Source organism: Candidatus Colwellia aromaticivorans (genome assembly GCF_003333305.1).
Lineage (GTDB): Bacteria > Pseudomonadota > Gammaproteobacteria > Enterobacterales > Alteromonadaceae > Colwellia > Colwellia aromaticivorans.
This window is the reverse complement of sequence record NZ_QOLD01000052.1, coordinates 1-20,968: the sequence shown is the minus strand read 5'-3', so window position 1 is coordinate 20,968 and position 20,968 is coordinate 1. Positions and strand designations below refer to the sequence as shown.

The window sequence follows — 20,968 nt, the reverse complement described above, 5'->3', positions numbered from 1 at the left end:
TTATTTAAGGTAGAAGTATGAGTGAAAGTAAGTTTGAGACAATCTCATCATTAGTTGATAATTATGCAGTTTCTGATCATGAATCAGAACAAGCTATTGATGATATGCTCAAGGATGAACACTTATCAACAACATGGCGTCACTACCATTTAATTGGTGATGTCATTCGTGATGAAATACCACTGGCATTACAATTAGACTTATCAGCACAAATCGCTGATGCACTGCAAGATGAACCTACGGTTCTTGCTCCTAATCGTGTAGAAGATAAAGCACCTAACACCTTTAAAGCTAAGGTTGTTCAGCTAATTAAACCTCTTGGTCAGTTGGCTATAGCTGCTTCAGCGGCAGGATTGATGATTATTGGTGTGCAACAAAATACCGCGGATAACAATGAAATTATTACGCCGAATCAAATTGTGCAAACTAAGCCTTTAGCTGGTTTTGCCAATCCGGTAAGTTTTAATTATCAACAGCCAGTGAAACCTCAAAAACAAGCAGTACTTAAACAAAGAATTGAGCAGCAACGTCGGTTTCAAGCTTTATTCTCTGATCATCAACAGCAAATTAAGTTAAGTGCAGCAAAAGTAAACGAAAATTCAAACGCGCAATCTGATAATCTATCAGACAAGCAATTAGACAATCCATTAGATAATCAATTAGATAAGAAAATAATTAATTAACTCATTGATACAATCATTGACGGCATCAAAAAAAAGTGAATAATGAGATTATACTCGTTCTACTTGAAAATACAGAATTCAGCTGGAATTAGAAACCCTTTAGGTAAGGCAGATGAATGTCGTTATAGTTATTTTATTTCAAATTTATCTAACGCCGCTTAAAGTGTTTCTAAACTAGCGCTACGGGGAAGTCTAAGCAAATCATACTCCGCGTTACACTTGTTTTTAAGGGAATACCATTAATAAAAAAATGTGCCTTGATTATGACTCGCTTAGACTTCCTGAAACTCGTATTTTCAGGTGGAACGAGTATATAACTTTTTTAATGCCCATAATTCTTGAGAAAGCATGAAGTTCTTACTTTTTAAATCACCTTTTATACAATATTTTCTAATTTGTTCTTTTAGTGTTTTTACTAGTTTTTCAGCGCTATCAGCGACAGTTAAGAGTGACAGCGACAGTAATATAGCTGAGCTATCCTTCGAGCGTCTTTCAAATGCTTTGCGAGAGCTAAACTTTAGTACCTCGTTTGTTGTGGTTAAAAATAATCAAGCAGAGCCCTATCATTGGTTGCATGGTAATACTAAAAACACGGCAAGTGGCAATCAGGTAGAGCTTGAAATATTAGCCTTACTCAACGGACCGCGTCGTGATATTTTACGCATTGATAATATCGTGAGTTATATAGAACCTGAATATGCACCTTATTCTATAACGTCTTCTCATATCAGCGGTCCAATTCCTGCGGTATTTGGTCAAGATATTAGTGTGCTAAAAAATAATTATCACTTTGTTTCTGTTGGCAAGAGCCGTGTATTAGGAAGAATTGCTCAGTTGATTCGTATTGTACCAAAAGACACTCATCGTTTTGGTTATTGGGTATGGTTAGATCAGCAAAGTGGTTTACTATTAAAGTTAGCAATTATTACCCGAAAAGGGCAATTACTTGAGCAAATACAATTTACCCATTTAGAAATTACCGATAATTTATCTGAACATTTAAAGCAACTTCAGGCAACAGACTTACCTAAAATAATTGATACTTCAACTAAACAAGAAGAAACAGAATTGGCTTGGCAAGTTAATTGGTTACCGAGTGGTTTTAAAAAAATCAAATCTAATATACACAGAATTAACACCAGTAAACAGGCTGTGGAGTTTATGTTATTCAATGACGGGTTAGTTGATATATCTGTTTATGTTAATCCTAGCAAGGATAAACAAAGAGCAATAGAATTTGCGAATGACGGTGCAACTTTGGTCTTAAATAAAGTTATTAATAACGTAGAAGTAAGCGTTGTCGGTAAAATTCCAGTGGCAAGTGCGAATCAAATCGTCAATTCTGTTCGTTTTATTCCTAATCATGGAACACCTTAATAAGTGGGTTGTCAAAATGTTGGTTCTTAAAATGCCTGTTATTAAAATGCTTGTTATTAAAATATAATGGAAGAATTAGCTGAAGTTATTGCCATTGAAAATGGGATGATTAGTGTGGTTAGTCAAGTTAAGTCTAGCTGTAATAGTTGTTCGCAAGTCTCGACATGCGCCAGTGGTCAAGTTGCTAAAGCTATTCCTCATAAAAAATTATCATTTATTTTACCTGTGTCTGCATTATTAAATAACCAACGCCTTCAAATTGGCGATTGTGTCGTGTTAACGTTACCTGAGGTGGACGTGCTTCAAAGCGCTTGGCAAGTTTATTTACTTCCGGTTATTGGCCTTTTATCTTTTTCAGCGCTCGGCCAGTGGTTAATAGTGCAAGAAGTGTTGAGTCATGAGTTATTGGCATTAGGTATTGGCCTTTTGGGTGGTTATTTAGGCTATCGTTTAGCAAAGTACTTACAAAATCATCCTGAGCATCAGGAAAAACTACAGCCTAAAATATTACGAGTATTACCTAAGCCACTTAAGTAGAGTTGACAACTAATAGGCTAAATGTAATAGTTTGTTTCAAGGGAAATAACAGTATTAGGCACTGTTATTAGTTAACACGATCAAGGATGATTTATGTGTATTAAGCATATCTTTTTTTCTATTCTTTTCTTTTTTACGCTGGTAAGTAATAGTTTTGCTTACCGCTACGATGTCTCAACGCTAAATAATAAGCTATTTGTAAGAGGGGCTGGCGCTCCTTCAATTGAAACTGTTCAATTTTCCAAACACGAGTATGCCACTAATTATCGAATAGAGCTGCATAATGGTGGCTACAATGGTGAGTACGAGTCCGTTGAATATTCCACTATCTCTAGCGCTAAAGTTTGGCTTAACGGCGAACTTATCTTCTCGCCTCAAGACTTTAATAAGAATATTACCTATTTAGAAAGCAACATTACCCTAGCCGATGCTAATGAACTTGAGGTTGAATTAGCGAGTAAATCTGGCAGTGCCATAATAATCAATATTATTGGCATCGTTGAAAACTCTCCGCCATCAGTCTCATCCACGCCTATATTAGAAATTAATGAACGACAAGTTTATGAATATCAGTTAATTATTCAAGATGTAGACCCTAATGATAGTCATTCCTATACCTTACTTGATTCGCCAACTGGAATGACGGTTGATAATAACGGCTTGATTGTTTGGACTACGTCAGATACTGATGTTGGTACACATACTGTATTGGTGCAAGTGTCGGATGCAGGAGGATTAACTGACAGTCAAGAATATACCTTAACGGTAGCGAATGTTAATCAAGCGCCAGAAATTACCAGTACACCAATAGTTAACACCTTAGCAGGGCAATTATATAGCTACCAAGTTATTGCTAACGACATTGATGGTGATAGTTTACAGTTCAGCTTAGAGGCTGCTCCGCAATCAATGCTAATGAGCCTTGATTCGGGTTTATTAGAATGGAGTCCAACAGAGGATGAAGTGGGTGAGCATCTTGTAAGCATAAAAGTTAGTGATGGTAATGGCGGTTACGATATCCAATCGTTTACGTTATTCGTTACCAGTGCTAATAATCAAAACCTACCACCAAACCCTGAAAATATAGCACCACCAATAAAGCTTACAGAATTTACCACATTTAAAGATAAATACTCATTTTTGTATGATTCGGCAACACCAGTGCAACAAGGTATCAACTCAGGGGTAATTGATGAAGATTTAATGTCAATCATTCGAGGACAAATACTTGATAAAGATAATAACCCGCTTAGTGGCGTTAAAGTAGCAATACATAACCATGGTGAATATGGCTGGACGCTTTCTCGTGCTGATGGCATGTATGACATTGTCGTTAATGGTGGTGGGACTAACACTCTTTCATTTAGTCATGCTGATTATTTTCCTGTACAGCGTAAAGTCAATACTAATTGGCAAGAATTCTCCTATGTAGACGATGTGGTGATGACCAAAGCCGATCCTATTGTCACCACCATCATTGCTAATAGTAATATTATGCAAGCTGCAACGGGTAGTACGATGTCTGATGTTGATGGACAACGAACAGCGGTAATAGTATTCCCTGCTAACACACAAGCAACGATGATATTACCAGATGGTACGCAGCAGGCATTAACCACCTTAAATGTTAGAGCAACTGAATATACCGTGGGTGAAAATGGCCCCAACGCCATGCCTGGCACATTACCATCTACAAGCGGTTATACCTATGCGGTAGAGTTAAGTGTTGATGAAGCAATTCAAGCAGGTGCGAGCAAAGTAGAGTTTAACCAGCCATTACCTTTTTATGTAGACAATTTTTTAAACTTCCCTGTGGGTGAGACTGTACCAACAGGTTGGTACGATAGCGAAATGGCCAAATGGGTTGCTTCAGATAATGGCCTCATTATTCAAGTATTGTCATTGGATGAAAATGGTAATGCGGCTCTCGATATAGCTGGAGAAGGTCAAATAGCCTCTTCAACAGAGCTGCTTGCACTAAATATCTCACAAGAAGAGCTGAGTTTTATAGCACAAACCTATTCAGTGGGTAAAAGTTTTTGGCGTGTACCCATCACTCATTTCACCCCGTGGGATCATAATTGGCCTTATGGTCCGCCAGAAGATGCAGAAACACCACCATTGCCTTTACCAGATGAACAAGAGGTTGAGCCAGATGATGCAGACGAAGAATGTGGCTCTATAATTGATGTACAAAACCAATCCTTAGGTGAAAAAGTTAATATTTCAGGCACTGACTTCACATTAAACTATCGCAGTGATGGAACTAAGGGGTACAAGGGTAAAAGAACTACAGTGATTCAAGTAACTGAAGCGACAATTCCAGTCAGTTTAAAATATATTGATGTAAATATAATCATTGCAGGAAAATATTATAGTAAGAGATTTTTGTCACAAGCTAATTTGACCTATAAATTTGAATGGGATGGTCTTGATTTGTATGAACGTGAAGCAAATGGGTTACAAAAAGCTTTTATTTCAATTAATTATGTTTATGGTGCTGTTTATTACAAAAGTGCTTCGGAGCTAAATCAATCCTTTGCAAGTGTTGGTGATGCAAGTCAAATTATAGGCAATCGTAGTAGTTCAACTGTCATTCTAAAGAGAAACTGGGTAGAATTTTTAGGCTCATACCTAAATAAACCGCAAGGTTTAGGTGCATGGCGACTATCGCCTCACCACGTTTTATACCCAGATAATGGTATGTTATTCAAAGGTAATTGTACTTATCAAAAAGTATCTAAAGTACAGAATGTCATTGATGAATTTGGTGGTCATAATTTAGATTACTGGCCTGCTCTGGAGGGAGAGGATGTTTCTAAAGTTAAAATTTATTGGCCAGATAAAATGCTGTTTGATGCGCAAGGTAATTTGTATTATATGGATAAAGGTAATACCTCTATTTCGGGTACTATTCGTAAAATAGATTCTACAGGCTATGTCACCAGAGTGGCGGGGAATAGAATCTCTGGTGCGTTGGGTGATGGCGGTTTAGCTATTAATGCTAATTTAGGTATGATTAGAGATTTTGCTCTTGGGTTAGATGGTGCTATATATATAACTGACAGTAATTTTAAGATTAGAAAAGTTGATAATACGGGTATTATCAGTACTGTTTTTAGCGAGTTTCCTGCTGACATGATTACTATTAATACTATGGGTGAAATTGTTTTTAGCACAGGTAACAAGATATTTTTACTTCGCCTAAATGGTGATGTTATTCATATTGCGGGTACAGGTAACACAGCGTTTAGCGAAGATGGCATTCAAGCAATTGAAGCAAATATTTCAAGGGCTCGTAATCTTCAATATGATTCTCAAGGGAACTTATATTTTTTCACTAGTGAAGGTCGTATTAGACGAATTGATTCGAGCGGTATAATAACAACCGTATTAGGTAATCCTGATTCTATTTTTAGTCAAATTCAACAGGGCTTATTGATAGAAGATGTACCTTTGATGCCGAACTTGGGCAACTTCGTATTAGATAGTGAAGATAATATTTATATTTTTGATTGGGATAGTTATCAGCTGTTTAAAATAGCTGCCGATGGTGTTGTTAATCATTTTATGGGCGTTGGTTATTGGGTTGCTGAGCCTAGTCGTAATGGTGGCTCAGCAATAAATGCAGGAACCGAAGGTATGCTAAGCTTTGCTGTTTCACCAACAGGGGAGTTATTCACAGGTGAAGCGGATGTAATACGACGTATTTATGCTGATAACGCCTCATTAAGGGATGATATTATTCATATACCATCGACAGACGGTAGCTTAATTTACACTTTTAATAGGAATGGGCAACATCAAACAACGCTTGATGCCCAGTCTTTGTTGCCTATTTATCAATTTAATTATAACGTGAATGGCTTACTTATCAGTATTGTTGATAGTGATAATCAAATCACTGAAATAATACGAGAAGGAATTAATGCTATATCGATTAATTCTCCTAGCGGATTACAAACCCAGCTTAATTACGATACTAACGGTTATCTTGCTGATGTTACGAATCCACTTACAGAAACTTATACCATGACGTATGACTCATCTGGATTGATGGCAACCTTCACAGATTTAAATAGCCATACTTCTACTTTTGAATATGACGAACGTGGATTGTTGGTAAAAGATACCAGTGCCTTTGGTTCATCTACACAATTGAGTAAAACACCTGTATTTGATGAGTTTGGTGAGCCTATTAGCGGCTCATATGCTATTAATGTTGAATCGGCTTCTGGTTTGAAAAAAGTAATGACGGTAGTTTCAAATAACCTTAATGAGCAAGTTTTAACAACGACCAACCATGATAGTACGGTAAAAACGAATGTTACCAAAGCTAACGGTAGTGAAGTGAAAACTTTTCCAACTGGCGTAGTTGTTAGTAAAGATTACAGCCCAGACCCGCGCTTTAAAGCAAAAGCCCCTTATGTAAGCCAAAGAATTACAAAACTTCCTTCTGGCTTAACATCATCAGTCAATGTCAGTAAAAGTGTCGTATTAGTTGATGAAAGTGATGTTTTAAGTGCGACTAAGCATACTGATATTATTAATATCAATGGTAATGAAAGTCGCTCCGTGTATGACTTGCTCACCAATACAGTAACAACAACTAGTGCCGAGGGTCGCAATACCGTTAGCACACTCGATGAAAAAGGCCGGGTAGTGTCGACAACGGTTGATGGCTTAGCCACCACGTATTATACCTATACGCCTACGGGCGAAGTCAGTAGTGTTTCTCAACAAAGTGGTGCAATGGAGCGTACCTCAACTCTTGACTACAATGAGCATGGCTATTTAGCCACAATTACCGATGCTCAAAATAATATCACCAACCTAACCAATGATTTAATCGGCCGAGTAACGCAAAAAGAAGCGGTATTAACCAATGATGACAATCAATTGATTGATTTTACTTATGACGGTAATAACAACATTACAAGCATAAATTTACCTACAGGCAATGAGCACTTATTTGAGTTTAATGCTGTTGATAAAGAAACGCTTTATGTGCCACCGAGTATTGCTTTACCTGACCATAAAACAGAAAGGTTTTATGATTTAGACAAACGTTTAACCCGTATTGCTTATCCATCAGGTGATGATGTTACTTTTAACTATCATGTAACAAAAGGACAGTTAACCTCTATCAATACACCGCAAGGTGATATCGCTATGAGTTATCAGTCAACAACCGGATTACTTTCGCAAATTGAAGCGGCTAATGGTCAGCAATTAATTTATCAATATGATGGTGACTTAGTATTATCAGAATCATGGGCTAATGGCACGGTGGGAAATGTTAACAGACAATACAATAATCATTTTCTTGTTAACAATATAAGTGTTAATAATGATGGTGTTGCTTATAGCTATGACAAAGATAACCTTGTAGTGCAAGCAGGTGATTTAATTCTTGAGAGAGACGCGTTAAATGGCACGTTAACTTCAACAACCTTAGCTAGCATTACCACGAATCAAACCTTAAATGGCTTCTCTGAATTAATGGATTATCAAGCTAGTTATAACAGCTCTACTTTATTTAATACTGATTACACCCGAGATGATTTAGGTCGTATTACGTCGTTAACTGAAACAGTCAATGGTCAAACGACCACTTTTGATTACCGCTATGACCAACTAGGGCAACTTGTTGAAGTTAAAAAAGACAGTACAACCATACAAAGTTACCAATTTGATGCCAACGGCAATCGCACATTACATAATGGTATTGTGGCTACCTTTGATGCGCAAGATAGGTTACTAACTCGTGGTACTGCCGTTTATCTTTATGATGCTAATGGCGCATTAACCACCATTACCGATAATGGCGAAACTAAGCAGTTTAGCTATGATTTAGCCGGTAATTTACTCAATGCTACCGTTAACGGTAAAACAATCGATTATATTATTGACGGTAAAAACCGCCGTGTTGGTAAAAAGGTAAATGGTATTTTACAGCAGCGATTTTTATACCAAGACCAATTAAATCCTATTGCGGAATTAGATAAAGACAACAATGTAGTTAGCCGCTTTATCTATGGCAGTAAAGCTTTTGTGCCTGACTACATGGTTAAAGACGGTAAAACCTACCGTGTTATTTCAGACTATTTAGGCAGCCCAAGATTAATTATTAATACGAGTGACGGTACGATAGCCCAACGTCTTGATTACGACGTGTGGGGCAATATTATCCTAGATACCAACCCCGGTTTTCAAGTATTTGGTTTTGCAGGGGGGCTTTATGACCAACACACCAAGCTCACCCGTTTTGGTGCACGTGATTATGATGCTGAAATAGGCAGATGGACAACAAAAGATCCTATTCGTTTTGATGGTGGCGTTAATTTATATGGTTATGTAGGTAGCGACCCAGTTAATGGTATTGATCCAGAAGGTAAGGAAGTCGTAAGTGGAATGGTTTGTGCCGCTACTGTTAAGGCAATTGATTTAGCTGCTACAGCTATAGATTTCAATAATAGTGTGAGTGAAGCTAAAATGAATTTGAAACACCTTAGAGATTTAGCGACAAGTCGAGCCAATGAGTGTATTGCAAATGGGGATAACGAAAAGGCCAGAGATTATTTAAATATCAAAGCTCAAGTGGATAAGCAATTAGCATCCGAAATAATAGGAACTGCCGCGATGTCTCCTGTGGTTACGGGGGGGATTGCTATTGCTGCTGGTATGGTTTGTATTGCACTAACAGCAATTCCGGTAATATAGAGAGGTAGATTATGGTGATTATTCAAAAAAAAATATCGGCAACTTTTATTGCTTTTATACTTTGTGTTCTGGGGCTATATTTTATGAGTAGTACTCTTGTGGTTTTAAATGAATCAACAGAATTTTTGCAAAGTTATGCTGATGATGACCTTTCTAATGTAAAAATTGAATCCATTAAGGATACTAAGTTACTTATGAAACTTTTAGAGGTAGAGAAAGGTAAAACGAGAGTTATGTTGAAGCTATCTCAAACTTTATATTCTGAGATAGCAGACTTGCTTATGATAGGCTTAATTCTGTTTTTTTTACTATTACTAATAATTACGTATTTTGTTTTTTTATCTAAAAAGCATCAACGAATTTAGTTGTAGCCGATAAAGTTAGCATCGTACTTTTTTGTTCCGTTGTTCCGTTCGCATCATTCGGACAAATATTAGGTAAAATAGCTTAATCAGCAGTTGGAGGAGCATAGGCTGCTGGTATTACTCGTGGAGCAGGTGCTGTTATTGGTTGGGGACCATCTACAACATCAGGTGCTTTGGCTTTTACACCACTTTGATGTCCTTGTGTTTATCTGGCTTCTATATGTCTTTTAAAAGTTTAGACAGAGCTGAAAACTTCAGTATGAGCACTGAGATTTTTCAAGTAGAAGGTATAAGGCTATAAAAAACAATACTAAATATGCCATAACTAAACTAGAGGTTCAAAGTGAACCCATAACAGCATTAATCTCACTAATTAAAACTCAGAATGATATTTTAATTGCAACAGGTAATTTTTGCTTGATTGTTTTTTTTATGTTTTTTAGTTTTGTTAAGTAAGGAAAAAGCAGCTAAGTAACCGTAACCCACAATTCAGCTTAGCATTTAAAATAAAAGGGGGGGGCGACGCTTGAGAGTCATTTTGTAGCTAACAAAATTCGTGTCATACAATGACAATAATTAACGGAGAAGGTCGTAATTCAGTTAGTATATTAAATGAAACAGGTTGAGTAGTAACTATAGTGTTTGATAGCTTAGCCACTACTTATTATACCTATACACCGGCAGGTAAAGTGAGAAGTGTTTCTCAGAAAAGTGGTCGGAATCCTAGTTTTACTATTGTGATTTCGTAGATGTAATAGACGCGTTATGTAAAACATCACAAGGAGTAGATAATGGTTCGTCTAATTTTAGGGGGTATTATATATTTATTTATAACATTAAATTTTTTATCTTTTTCTTCAATGTTTAAAGGTGCTGTGCAAAAAATAATTTTTCAATCCAGTTACTATGAATTGGATCATATTAAAAAATATTTATTAAATGATTTCTTAGTTGTACATAATGATCTGGATAAAAGATTTTTTCCTCATCCGTTTAATACTATTCAGCAATATTTGTGGTGGTTTTATGGTGATTCTAAAATTCTTAATATTGAGTTAATAGGATCGGAGGAGATCGTTTATATCAAAATAACTAAGAAAAACTTTATATATGACACTTGTATTGAACAACTATCTGAGTGTTTGAAGGATGAAAAAGTTACATTTCAAAGTTACCCTAAAGTGAATGTTTTAAATACTACTTATGAGGCGGAGCTGTTTTTTCCTAAAGAAAACTTTTACATGGCTTTACCTCCTAACCATCTAAAGTATTTTGAGCCGTTTAATGAGCCAAACCAACATTAACACCAACCAAACGTTAAATGTCCCGTTCTCATAGTTCGGACTATTACTTGTAATATATTCAACCAGCAAATCAAAGGGGTCAGAGTAATTGATTTTCAAAATCACTGATGCTCAGGATAATATCACCAATTTAACCAATGATTTAATCGGCCGAGTAACGCAAAAAGAAGCGGTATTAACCAATGATGACAATCAATTGATAGACTTTACTTATGACGGTAATAGCAACATTACGGGCATGGTTTTACCTACAGGCAATGAGCACTTATTTGAGTTTAACGCTGTTGATAAAGAAACCGCTTATGTACCGCCGAATATTGCTTTGCCTGACCATAAAACAGAAAGGTTTTATGATTTAGATAAACGATTAACCCGTATTACTTATCCATCAGGTGATGATGTTACTTTTAACTATCATGTAACAAAAGGACAGTTAACTTCTATCAATACCCCACAAGGAGATATAGCTATGAGTTACCAGCCAACAACAGGACTGCTTGCGCAAATTGAGGCGGCTAATGGTCAGCAATTAATTTATCAATATGATGGTGACTTAGTATTGTCAGAATCATGGGCTAATGGCACGGTGGGCAATGTGAACAGGCAATATAATAATCATTTTCTTGTCAATAGCATTAGCGTTAATGGTGATGCCGTTGCTTATGGTTACGACAAAGATAACCTTGTAGTGCAAGCAGGTGATTTAACTCTTGAGAGAGATGCGCAAAACGGCACATTAACTTCAACAACGATAGCTAGCATTAACACCAATCAAACGGTAAATGGTTTTTCAGAATTGACGGATTATCAAGCTAGTTATGACAACTCTACTTTATTTCATACTGATTATACCCGAGATGGTTTAGGTCGTATTACCTCGTTATCCGAAACGGTAAACGGTCAAACGACTACTTTTAATTATAGCTATGACCAATTAGGGCAACTTGTTGAAGTTAAGCAAGATGGTACTATCATTCAAAGTTACCAATTTGATGCCAACGGCAACCGCACCTTACATAATGGCATTGTAGCTACGTTTGATGCACAAGACCGATTATTAACTCGTGGTACTGCCGTTTATCTTTATGATGCTAATGGCGCATTAACCACCATTACCGATAATGGTGAAACTAAACAGTTTAGCTATGACTTAGCCGGTAATTTACTCAATGCTACCGTTAACGGTAAAACAATCGATTATATTATTGACGGTAAAAACCGCCGTGTTGGTAAAAAGGTAAATGGTATTTTACAACAAGGCTTTTTATACCAAGACCAATTAAATCCTATTGCTGAGTTAGATAAAGACAACAATGTGGTTAGTCGTTTTATCTACGGTGATAAAATCAATGTACCCAGTGTTATGGAAAAAGACGGTAAAACCTATCGTATTATCTCTGACCATTTAGGTAGCGTTCGCTTAGTCGTTGATATCAGTGATGGTGCTGTTGTACAGCAACTTAGCTACGATACTAACGGCGTTGTTTTAGAAGATACCAATCCGAGTTTTCAACCCTTTGGCTTTGCGGGTGGCATCTATGATACCGATACAGGGTTAGTTAGGTTTGGGGCTAGAGATTATGATTCTGTAACCGCAAGGTGGACCACTAAAGATCCTATTCGCTTTGATGGTGGAGTTAATCTATATGGTTATGTGAAAAATGATCCTGTTAATTTTGTTGACCCAACAGGTGAGGTTGCCGCTAATTTTATAAGTGCAGGAATTGGTGCTTTTTTAGGTGGTTTTAAAGCATATTCATCAGGTGGTTCTTTTGCTGATGTAGCGAAAGCTGCTTTAATTGGGGGAGCTAGTAACTTCCTCACAGGTAAGGCGTTGTTTGATGCTGTTAACGGTTTTGTTAGTAATTTGGCGGGGCAAACATTAGATCCTTGTTTTAGTGGTTTGAATTTTAAACAAGCAGCAGTGGCAGCCTTACTTGGAGGGACGGGCTTTGGTGGGGACTTAGCTAAAAAAGTTTTACCTAAAAATAGTGGTTATGTTGCTGAAAAGGCTTCAGGTCAGTCGATTAATAATACGATTTTAGATTTGTTTTGAGGTTATTATGAATAAATTTGGGTTGATAATTATCGGTTTGTTTTTTCTTGGTCTTGGTCTTTATCACTTATTTACAGGGGAATCTACAGGGTTTGGAGCGGGATATATAGGAGGAAATAATTTAACAATCGAAGAAAACCCAGTTGAGTTTGCTTTAAGTATAATATTTCAAATTGGAATAGGAGTGTTTTCTATAAAGGCTGCTTTTAAAAATAAATAAAAATCAAAAAGGGTCACCTTGTAGCCGACCAAATTAGCATCGTACTTTTTGCCAAGTGATTGATCGAACGATTTGGCAACATTTACAATCAAAGGGGTCAGAGTAGAATGGCACTTAATTAAGAGTAGAACCCTTGATATTAAAGGGCTACTTCATCTTTTTTAGGTGACCATTTTTCATTATTTCCTGTTTAGCTTCAGCCCTAGGGATCATTAATAACTTATAGGGTTTAGGTCGTCGTTTGATCGCTCTTGGCTCCATTCGTCCTGTTCTATTACCGACGATTCGTTTGGCTATCAAAGCAAACATCGGGTCATCCAACGCTTTTTTTAGCAAAGAATACGTATTCCATATTTGTACCGTGTGTTTAAAACTCAGTTGCCTTGGTAATAAATTGTGAGCAACTGCTGCTTGTGCCATCAAGAGCCGTATCAAGTTATTAGCTAAAAAATATACCCACATCTCTTTTTGACACATTTCAGGTGTTTTACAGCTGAGAACAACTAGGCCTAATGTTGTCTTGAGATTTCTAAAATCTACTTCAATATGCCAACGTTGTTTAAACAAAGCGCTAAGCGCTTTTTTCGGGTAATCCTTTGCTGTTAGCTGTAGCCGACCAAATTAGCATCGTACATTTTGCCAAATTGTTCATCGAACGATTTGGCAACATTCGGGCTATTTTCCCAAATTCTCATCGGTCGATATTGGCGGCTTGCCAAATTTAAATCATAACCTTTACCAAACTTCATCATAAGATTTTCCTAAATCCAGTCATAACTATGGTGCACATGGTTTTTCAGTAAGCATTCCACCGTTTGTCAGTTACGGGTAACGATACACAAAAAACTGCTCGTTCACAAAGGACTTGGTATCTACATAGAGAAAGAAAGACTTGATATCTATCATGTTGTTATTAGTGTTACTAAGTCTGATCCTGATGCAAACAAGCTCTATAAAGAAGTTCTTGTTGATTATAGATAGGCGCTTTTGTTTTGCCTAAAATTCCCCTCTTTGAAATCCAATTAACTTTCTGTTTTTTTGTTACAGTCCTGTCCGATCTTTTTTTTCCTTAGTTAAACTATTTTGTTGTATAATCCCGATCAAATGAGATCGTGTGAGTTTTATTGAGATTCGCACTGATATACCCATTGGTATATCTAACAGCAAGATCGAATATCAGACAAAGGAAAAATCCTAGCAAAATGAAGAATATACGTAACTTTTCAATCATTGCCCACATTGATCATGGTAAATCAACATTATCTGATCGCTTAATCCAGCATTGCGGAGGCTTGCAAGAACGTGAAATGGAAGCGCAGGTGCTTGATTCAATGGATATTGAGCGTGAGCGTGGTATTACTATTAAAGCGCAAAGTGTTACCTTGGACTATAAAGCAAACGATGGTGAAATCTATCAGCTTAACTTTATCGATACTCCTGGACATGTTGATTTTTCATATGAAGTTTCTCGTTCGCTAGCATCTTGTGAAGGCGCTTTACTTGTTGTCGATGCAGGTCAAGGGGTTGAAGCGCAAACAGTTGCAAATTGTTATACCGCGATTGAAATGGAATTAGAAGTTATACCAATCCTTAATAAAATTGATTTACCGCAAGCAGATCCAGATAGAGTTTGTGAAGAAATTGAGCATATTATTGGTATTGATGCCACTGATGCAGTCACTTGTTCGGCAAAAACAGGGGTTGGTATTGAAGATGTTTTGGAAACTATTGTAAAAAACATTCCAGCGCCTGAAGGAAGTTACGATGCGCCACTACAAGCGCTTATTGTTGATTCATGGTTTGATAACTATCAAGGTGTTGTTTCTTTAGTTCGTATTATGAATGGTGAAGTGAAAAAAGGCGATAAAATGTTGGTGATGTCCACAGGGCAAGTTCATCAAATAGATAATGTTGGTATTTTTACGCCAAAACAAACAGAAACTGGAATTTTACGTGCCGGTGAAGTTGGTTATATTATCGCGGGAATTAAAGAAATTCACGGTGCACCGGTTGGTGATACCATAACCATCAGCAAGAAAGAAACAGACAAAGCGTTGGCTGGCTTTCAAAAAGCACAACCACAAGTGTATGCTGGTATTTTTCCTATCAGTTCCGATGATTATGAAAATTTCCGCGATGCGTTAAATAAATTAAGTTTAAATGATGCTTCTTTGTTTTTTGAACCAGAAAACTCATCTGCTTTAGGTTTTGGTTTCCGAATTGGTTTCCTTGGTATGTTGCACATGGAAATCATACAAGAGCGTTTAGCCCGTGAATACGATCTAGATTTAATCACTACAGCGCCAACCGTAAATTATGAAGTTTCTTGTACTAATGGTGAATTGTTATCAATTGACAACCCAGCTGATTTACCTGCGGTTAATAACATCGATGAAATTCGAGAGCCTATAGTACAAGCAAATATTTTGGTACCGCAAGAATACCTGGGTAACGTTATTACCTTATGTATTGAAAAACGTGGCGTACAAAAAGATCTGATCTATCATGGTAACCAAGTTGCCGTTACTTATGAGTTACCTATGGCTGAAGTGGTTATGGATTTTTTTGATAAACTAAAATCTACTAGCCGTGGTTATGCATCACTTGATTATAATTTTATTCGATTTGAGCCTGCTGATATGGTGCGTGTTGATGTAATGATCAACGGTGACAGAGTTGACGCATTAGCGATGATTACTCACAGAGCTAATTCAGCCTCTCGTGGTCGAATGTTAGTGGATAAACTTAAAGAATTAATTCACCGTCAAATGTTTGATATTGCTATTCAAGCAGCCATTGGTAATAACGTTATTGCTCGAACTACGGTTAAACAACTACGTAAAAACGTTACCGCGAAATGTTACGGTGGTGATATCAGTCGTAAGAAAAAACTATTACAAAAGCAGAAAGATGGTAAAAAACGTATGAAGCAAGTAGGTAATGTTGAAGTACCTCAAGAAGCGTTTTTAGCTGTACTTAAATTAGATAAATAAAGATAAAAAAATTGCGAGTAACGAGTGTTGAGTCGCACAAGTATCAGCTCAATTGTTCGTTGATAAATATATAATATTAGGATAGGTATGGCAGTTTATTTTTCAATCATTTTAGTAGCAATTACCGTGTTGACAGGCATTGTTTGGTTTGCTGATAAGTTTTATTTAGCACCGCAACGAAAGCTTAAAGCTATTGCTGCACAAACAGCGGCCAAAGAGCAAAGTGGCGTTGAACTTACTTCAGAGACCCTAACAACTTTGATGGAGCCATCTGCATTAGTTGATACCTCAGTGCAAGTATTTCCTGTTATTGCTTTTGTGCTGATTTTGCGTTCATTCATATATGAACCATTTCAAATACCTTCAGGCTCTATGATGCCCACTTTGCTCGATGGTGATTTTATTTTAGTTAATAAATTTAACTATGGTTTAAAAGATCCAGTAGCTCGCAATAAGTTTTTTGATGTTGGCTTGCCTGAACGAGGTGATGCGGTGGTATTTAAATATCCTGTTGATCCTCGTATTGATTACATTAAGCGAGTAATTGGTTTACCGGGTGATCGTATTATTTACCGTAATAAATCTCTATATATTAAAGAAGCATGTAAACCCTCTGATACAAAGTGTCCTGAATTTGTGCAAGTAGTTAATAATTTTACTAATAAATATCAAGGGCCAGATGCAGAAAAAGGTCTTAATCAGTTTGAAGCGGTTATGTTAAATAAAACGCATAACATTTTAAATGACCAATATAGCATGCCAAGAATGAATATTTATTTTAAACAAGCGGGCACAGCTCCTGATGAATTTTTAGTACCTGCAGGTCATTATTTTGTGATGGGTGATAATAGAGATAATTCTTTAGATGGTCGCTTTTGGGGCTTTGTACCTGAAGAAAATTTGGTCGGTCAAGCTGTGGCTATCTGGATGAGCTTTGACTTTGATCGTGATGAAGATAGCTTTCTACCTAGTTGGATCCCAACAAATATTCGTTTTGAACGTATTGGTGCAATTAATTAATGGCTCACCATTTTAAAGAAACTAAAAATCAAGCGATAACTAAGCTATCTAAAAAAATTGGCTATACTTTTAATGACCCGAATTTACTAATTCAAGCATTAACGCATCGTAGTGCTAAAGGTGAGCATAATGAACGATTAGAATTCTTAGGTGATTCAATTTTAGGCTTTGTTATTGCTGAAGTGCTTTTTGAACAGTTTCCTAAGCATGACGAAGGTGATTTAACACGTATGCGTTCTAGCTTAGTTAAAGGCGTTACCTTAGCCGAACTTGGTCGTGATTTTAACTTGGGCGAGCACCTTATTTTAGGGCCAGGTGAATTAAAAAGTGGTGGTCATAGGCGTGAATCTATTCTAGAAGATGCCATTGAAGCAATTATGGGCGCAGTGTATTTAGATTCAGATATTACATGTTGTAAGGCGTTGATTTTATCTTGGTTTGCTCAACGTTTAAGTGACATTAAGCCAGGTAATGAGCAAAAAGATCCGAAAACGCGTTTACAAGAATACTTACAAGGTAGAAAAATAGCATTGCCTGTTTATGATGTCATTGACACCAGTGGTCAATCACATAACCAGCAGTTTGTTGTACGCTGTTTAACTGAGGTGATAGATAAAGAAGTTATTGCCAAAGGTACTAGCAGGCGAAAGGCAGAACAAGCTGCGGCTCAGCAAGTGTTGGCTCTGTTAGAATCGACAAAAGTAAAACATAGGGCAGCTAAATTAAAGCAAATCCAAACTAAAGAAAATAAAGTTAAAACACGTAAAGTTGAAGTACAGCAAAGTAAAAAGGCCAAATAGCATATGACTAACTCGATCTCTCCACCTACCCATGCAGGCTTAATTGCTATCGTTGGTCGGCCCAATGTTGGAAAATCTACCTTACTTAATGCTTTACTTGGACAAAAAATTAGCATTACTTCGCGTAAGCCTCAAACTACTCGTCATCGTATTTTAGGTATTTTAACGGAAGAACATCAACAAGCTATTTTGGTTGATACGCCTGGTTTACATTCAGAAGAAAAACGTGCGATTAATCGGTTGATGAATCGTGCTGCGAGTAGCTCAATTGCTGAAGTTGAGTTAGTTTTGTTTTTAGTTGAAGGTACGCATTGGACACCGAATGACGAATTGGTGTTGAATAAAATTAAAAATAGTGGTTCTTCTTGTATTTTAGTCGTTAATAAAATAGATAATATTAACGAAAAAGATGATTTGTTACCGCATTTACAAAAATTAGGTGCAATGCATGATTTTAGCGACATCGTACCTATTTCAGCTAGTAAAGGTCAGGGTGTTGATACAATCCGTAAACTTTGTTTAGCGTCTTTACCTGAAGGAGACTTTTGGTTTCCTGAAGATCATATTACTGATCGTTCAAGCCGCTTTATGGCCTCAGAAATTATTCGTGAAAAGTTGATCCGCTTTACCGGGGATGAATTACCTTATTCTACTACCGTAGAAATTGAACAATTTAAAATGGATAACAAAGGTATTATCCACATAAATGCGTTAATTTTAGTTGAACGAGATAGTCAAAAACGTATGGTGATTGGCAATAAAGGTGAACGTTTGAAAACTATCGGTCAAGAAGCTAGACGTGATATGGAAAACTTGTTTGAAAGTCAGGTGTTTTTAGAAACTTGGGTTAAAGTTAAGTCAGGTTGGGCTGATGATGAACGTGCCTTGAGAAGTTTGGGTTATGGCGATGAATACTCAGGCTAAATAATACCAATTTCACTAACTATGTGATCATTTCTACTTGTTAAAACGACCAAGTACTTCGTTATTTATTTAATAGCTAGAACAACTAGTTATTGAAATAAACGCCTTATATTTGACCGTTTTTTCTACGTATAAAATAGATCACCTAATTAATGAAACTGGTATAAGTATAAAATTTGAGTGTGTAATAACTAATTTTCAAGTGAAATTTAATAGTGAAGAGTTAATGATTAGGTAATGAGATGGTTGAACAAAAAGCCTTTGTTTTACATGTTCGTCCGTATCAAGAAAATCAACAATTAGTTGAATTGTTGACCGAACACGATGGTAAAGTTTCTGCACTTGTTTATGTTGGCCAATCTAAACGGTCAATAAAAAAAGCCTTGTTACAGCCTTTTTTACCGTTAAATGTAGCTTTTAAAGAAAATGGGTCACAAAATACTAGCTTAAGAATGCTCACCCGTATTGAAGCCAATTCAAAATCATACGCATTAACTAAAAATAGTCTCTATAGTGCTTTTTATCTTAATGAACTACTAGTTCGTTTATTAACGGATGATATTATTTGCGAGACGCTTTTTTCCCAATATCAATTGACTATTACCGCACTATCGCAGGGTTTAGCAATTGCTCCACAATTAAGAGCATTCGAGTTAAGCTTGTTAGATGAATTAGGGCTGTCACTAGACTTTACTCCGATATTCGAAGAAAATAGTGAACATGTTGCTGGTTTTTACTATGTAGTTGAGCAAGGCTTTATCCCCGCTTATCATTACGCGATAAAAAATATCACGACACCTTGGTTTAATACTGTGCATTTACAAGCAATAGCAGAACAAAATTACGATATAAGAAAATCTGAATTAGCAGGGGTAGAGCAAACATTTAAACTGTTAATGCGACAAATTTTTCACCATCTACTTGAAGGTAAGCCACTTAATAGTCGTAAGTTATTTGTAATGAAAAAATACAAAAAAGAGTAGTTAATAACAACTGAAAGTCATCAAACAGCTAAAAATAAAATTAAGAGAATAAAAATGAAAGAGTTACTTTTAGGTATCAATGTCGATCATATAGCGACACTCCGTCAAGCACGGGGTACTAATTATCCTGATCCAGTTTATGCGGCAAGTGTTGCAGAGCATGCAGGTGCAGATGGTATTACCGTGCATTTACGTGAAGATAGACGTCATATTCAAGACAGAGATATTCATGTATTAAAGCAGACATTACACACACGTATGAATTTTGAAATGGCTGTAACCGATGAAATGGTAAGCATTGCCTGTGATGTTAAGCCGGCTTTTTGTTGTTTGGTGCCAGAAAAACGTGAAGAGTTAACCACTGAAGGTGGTTTAGATGTCATTGGTAAGTTGACTAAAATAACCAGTGCAGTGGAAAAGTTAGCTGCGGCTGGTATTGAAGTAAGTTTATTTATTGATGCGGATAAAGCGCAAATTGATGCGGCACTGGCGAGTAAAGCACCTTATATTGAAATTCACACAGGGCACTATGCTGATGCAGGATCTGAGGTAGCACAAAAAGCTGAATTAGTTCGCTTAATTGAAGGGATTAAATATGCTCATAGTCTTGGTTTAAAAGTTAATGCCGGACATGGTTTAAACTATTTTAATGTTAAACCGATTGCAGCGATTGAAGAAATAATTGAGCTAAATATTGGCCATGCTATTATTGCTCGTGCCGTTATTGATGGTTTAGATAAAGCCGTGCGTGATATGAAGAGGTTGATGTTAGAAGCTAGAGCATAAGATACAGCAATTTAGGTGCCCCTCTTGTATATAGAAAAGTTTCTACACTTTCATAGGGTTAACTATAGCTCGCATTGACTCAAAAGAAAAGGTAACCGAAAGTCATACTCGTAATCTCACATTAGGTGTAACCGAAACAAGTTTAAAAATGGCTTTCAACTTACTTTCTATCTTAATCTTTAATTGAAATGGATCTA

The 20,968-nt window shown here is 36.6% G+C and carries 15 protein-coding genes and 1 pseudogene; 14 read left to right on the top strand and 2 right to left on the bottom strand.

The genetic code is table 11. The features are described 5' to 3' along the window. Nucleotides 1-17 precede the first annotated feature (17 nt). The 8 genes from DWA31_RS07600 (at nt 18) to DWA31_RS07565 (ending at nt 13,265) form a co-directional block, all read left to right on the top strand. Complete coding sequence (locus DWA31_RS07600) at nt 18-683, top strand: sigma-E factor negative regulatory protein (protein ID WP_114326001.1); 666 nt, start codon at nt 18-20, stop codon at nt 681-683. A 348-nt stretch (nt 684-1,031) separates the two neighbouring features. Beyond that, the gene (locus DWA31_RS07595) at nt 1,032-2,060 is read left to right on the top strand and encodes a MucB/RseB C-terminal domain-containing protein (RefSeq protein WP_114326000.1); all 1,029 of its coding nucleotides are present in this window, start codon (nt 1,032-1,034) and stop codon (nt 2,058-2,060) included. Nucleotides 2,061-2,126: 66 nt separating this feature from the next. Continuing rightward, nucleotides 2,127-2,597, top strand: a complete 471-nt coding sequence (locus DWA31_RS07590) for a SoxR reducing system RseC family protein (protein ID WP_245942540.1) — start codon at nt 2,127-2,129, stop codon at nt 2,595-2,597. 93 nt (nt 2,598-2,690) lie between these two features. Beyond that, nucleotides 2,691-9,320, top strand: coding sequence for an RHS repeat-associated core domain-containing protein (locus tag DWA31_RS07585; RefSeq protein WP_114325998.1), 6,630 nt, complete (start codon nt 2,691-2,693; stop codon nt 9,318-9,320). 11 nt (nt 9,321-9,331) lie between these two features. Then, nucleotides 9,332-9,685, top strand: coding sequence for a hypothetical protein (locus DWA31_RS07580; RefSeq protein ID WP_114325997.1), 354 nt, complete (start codon nt 9,332-9,334; stop codon nt 9,683-9,685). A 791-nt stretch (nt 9,686-10,476) separates the two neighbouring features. Continuing rightward, entirely contained in the window at nt 10,477-10,989 is a 513-nt protein-coding gene (locus tag DWA31_RS07575; protein WP_114325996.1) for a hypothetical protein, read from the top strand. 88 nt (nt 10,990-11,077) lie between these two features. Continuing rightward, entirely contained in the window at nt 11,078-13,045 is a 1,968-nt protein-coding gene (locus tag DWA31_RS07570; protein ID WP_114325995.1) for an RHS repeat domain-containing protein, read from the top strand. A gap of 7 nt (nt 13,046-13,052) precedes the next feature. After that, nucleotides 13,053-13,265: a hypothetical protein gene (locus tag DWA31_RS07565; protein ID WP_114325994.1), complete on the top strand. Its 213-nt coding sequence runs from the start codon at nt 13,053-13,055 to the stop codon at nt 13,263-13,265. A gap of 353 nt (nt 13,266-13,618) precedes the next feature. Here DWA31_RS07565 and DWA31_RS17840 read toward each other — a convergent pair. Beyond that, nucleotides 13,619-13,862, bottom strand: a pseudogene (locus tag DWA31_RS17840) (transposase); the annotation flags it as partial. A gap of 5 nt (nt 13,863-13,867) precedes the next feature. Further along, a complete protein-coding gene (locus tag DWA31_RS17185) occupies nt 13,868-14,017 on the bottom strand; it encodes a hypothetical protein (RefSeq protein WP_168427308.1) in 150 nt (49 codons plus the stop codon). A gap of 450 nt (nt 14,018-14,467) precedes the next feature. Between DWA31_RS17185 and lepA the strand changes: the two genes are divergently transcribed. The 6 genes from lepA (at nt 14,468) to pdxJ (ending at nt 20,771) form a co-directional block, all read left to right on the top strand. Further along, nucleotides 14,468-16,258 (top strand): translation elongation factor 4, encoded by a 1,791-nt coding sequence (gene lepA, locus DWA31_RS07555; protein ID WP_114325993.1) that lies wholly within the window; start codon nt 14,468-14,470, stop codon nt 16,256-16,258. Nucleotides 16,259-16,345: 87 nt separating this feature from the next. Further along, nucleotides 16,346-17,278 carry a signal peptidase I gene (gene lepB, locus DWA31_RS07550; RefSeq protein WP_114325992.1) on the top strand — a complete coding sequence of 311 codons (933 nt, stop codon included), beginning with the start codon at nt 16,346-16,348 and terminating at the stop codon, nt 17,276-17,278. Beyond that, nucleotides 17,278-18,078 (top strand): ribonuclease III, encoded by an 801-nt coding sequence (rnc, locus tag DWA31_RS07545; RefSeq protein ID WP_114325991.1) that lies wholly within the window; start codon nt 17,278-17,280, stop codon nt 18,076-18,078. Before lepB ends, rnc begins: the two co-directional genes overlap by 1 nt. Before the next feature lie 3 nt (nt 18,079-18,081). Further along, the gene (gene era / locus DWA31_RS07540; protein WP_210725565.1) at nt 18,082-19,002 is read left to right on the top strand and encodes a GTPase Era; all 921 of its coding nucleotides are present in this window, start codon (nt 18,082-18,084) and stop codon (nt 19,000-19,002) included. A gap of 242 nt (nt 19,003-19,244) precedes the next feature. Beyond that, the gene (recO, locus tag DWA31_RS07535) at nt 19,245-19,985 is read left to right on the top strand and encodes a DNA repair protein RecO (RefSeq protein WP_114325990.1); all 741 of its coding nucleotides are present in this window, start codon (nt 19,245-19,247) and stop codon (nt 19,983-19,985) included. A gap of 54 nt (nt 19,986-20,039) precedes the next feature. After that, on the top strand, nt 20,040-20,771 hold the full coding sequence (gene pdxJ, locus DWA31_RS07530) for a pyridoxine 5'-phosphate synthase (protein WP_114325989.1): 732 nt from the start codon (nt 20,040-20,042) through the stop codon (nt 20,769-20,771). Nucleotides 20,772-20,968 lie beyond the last annotated feature (197 nt).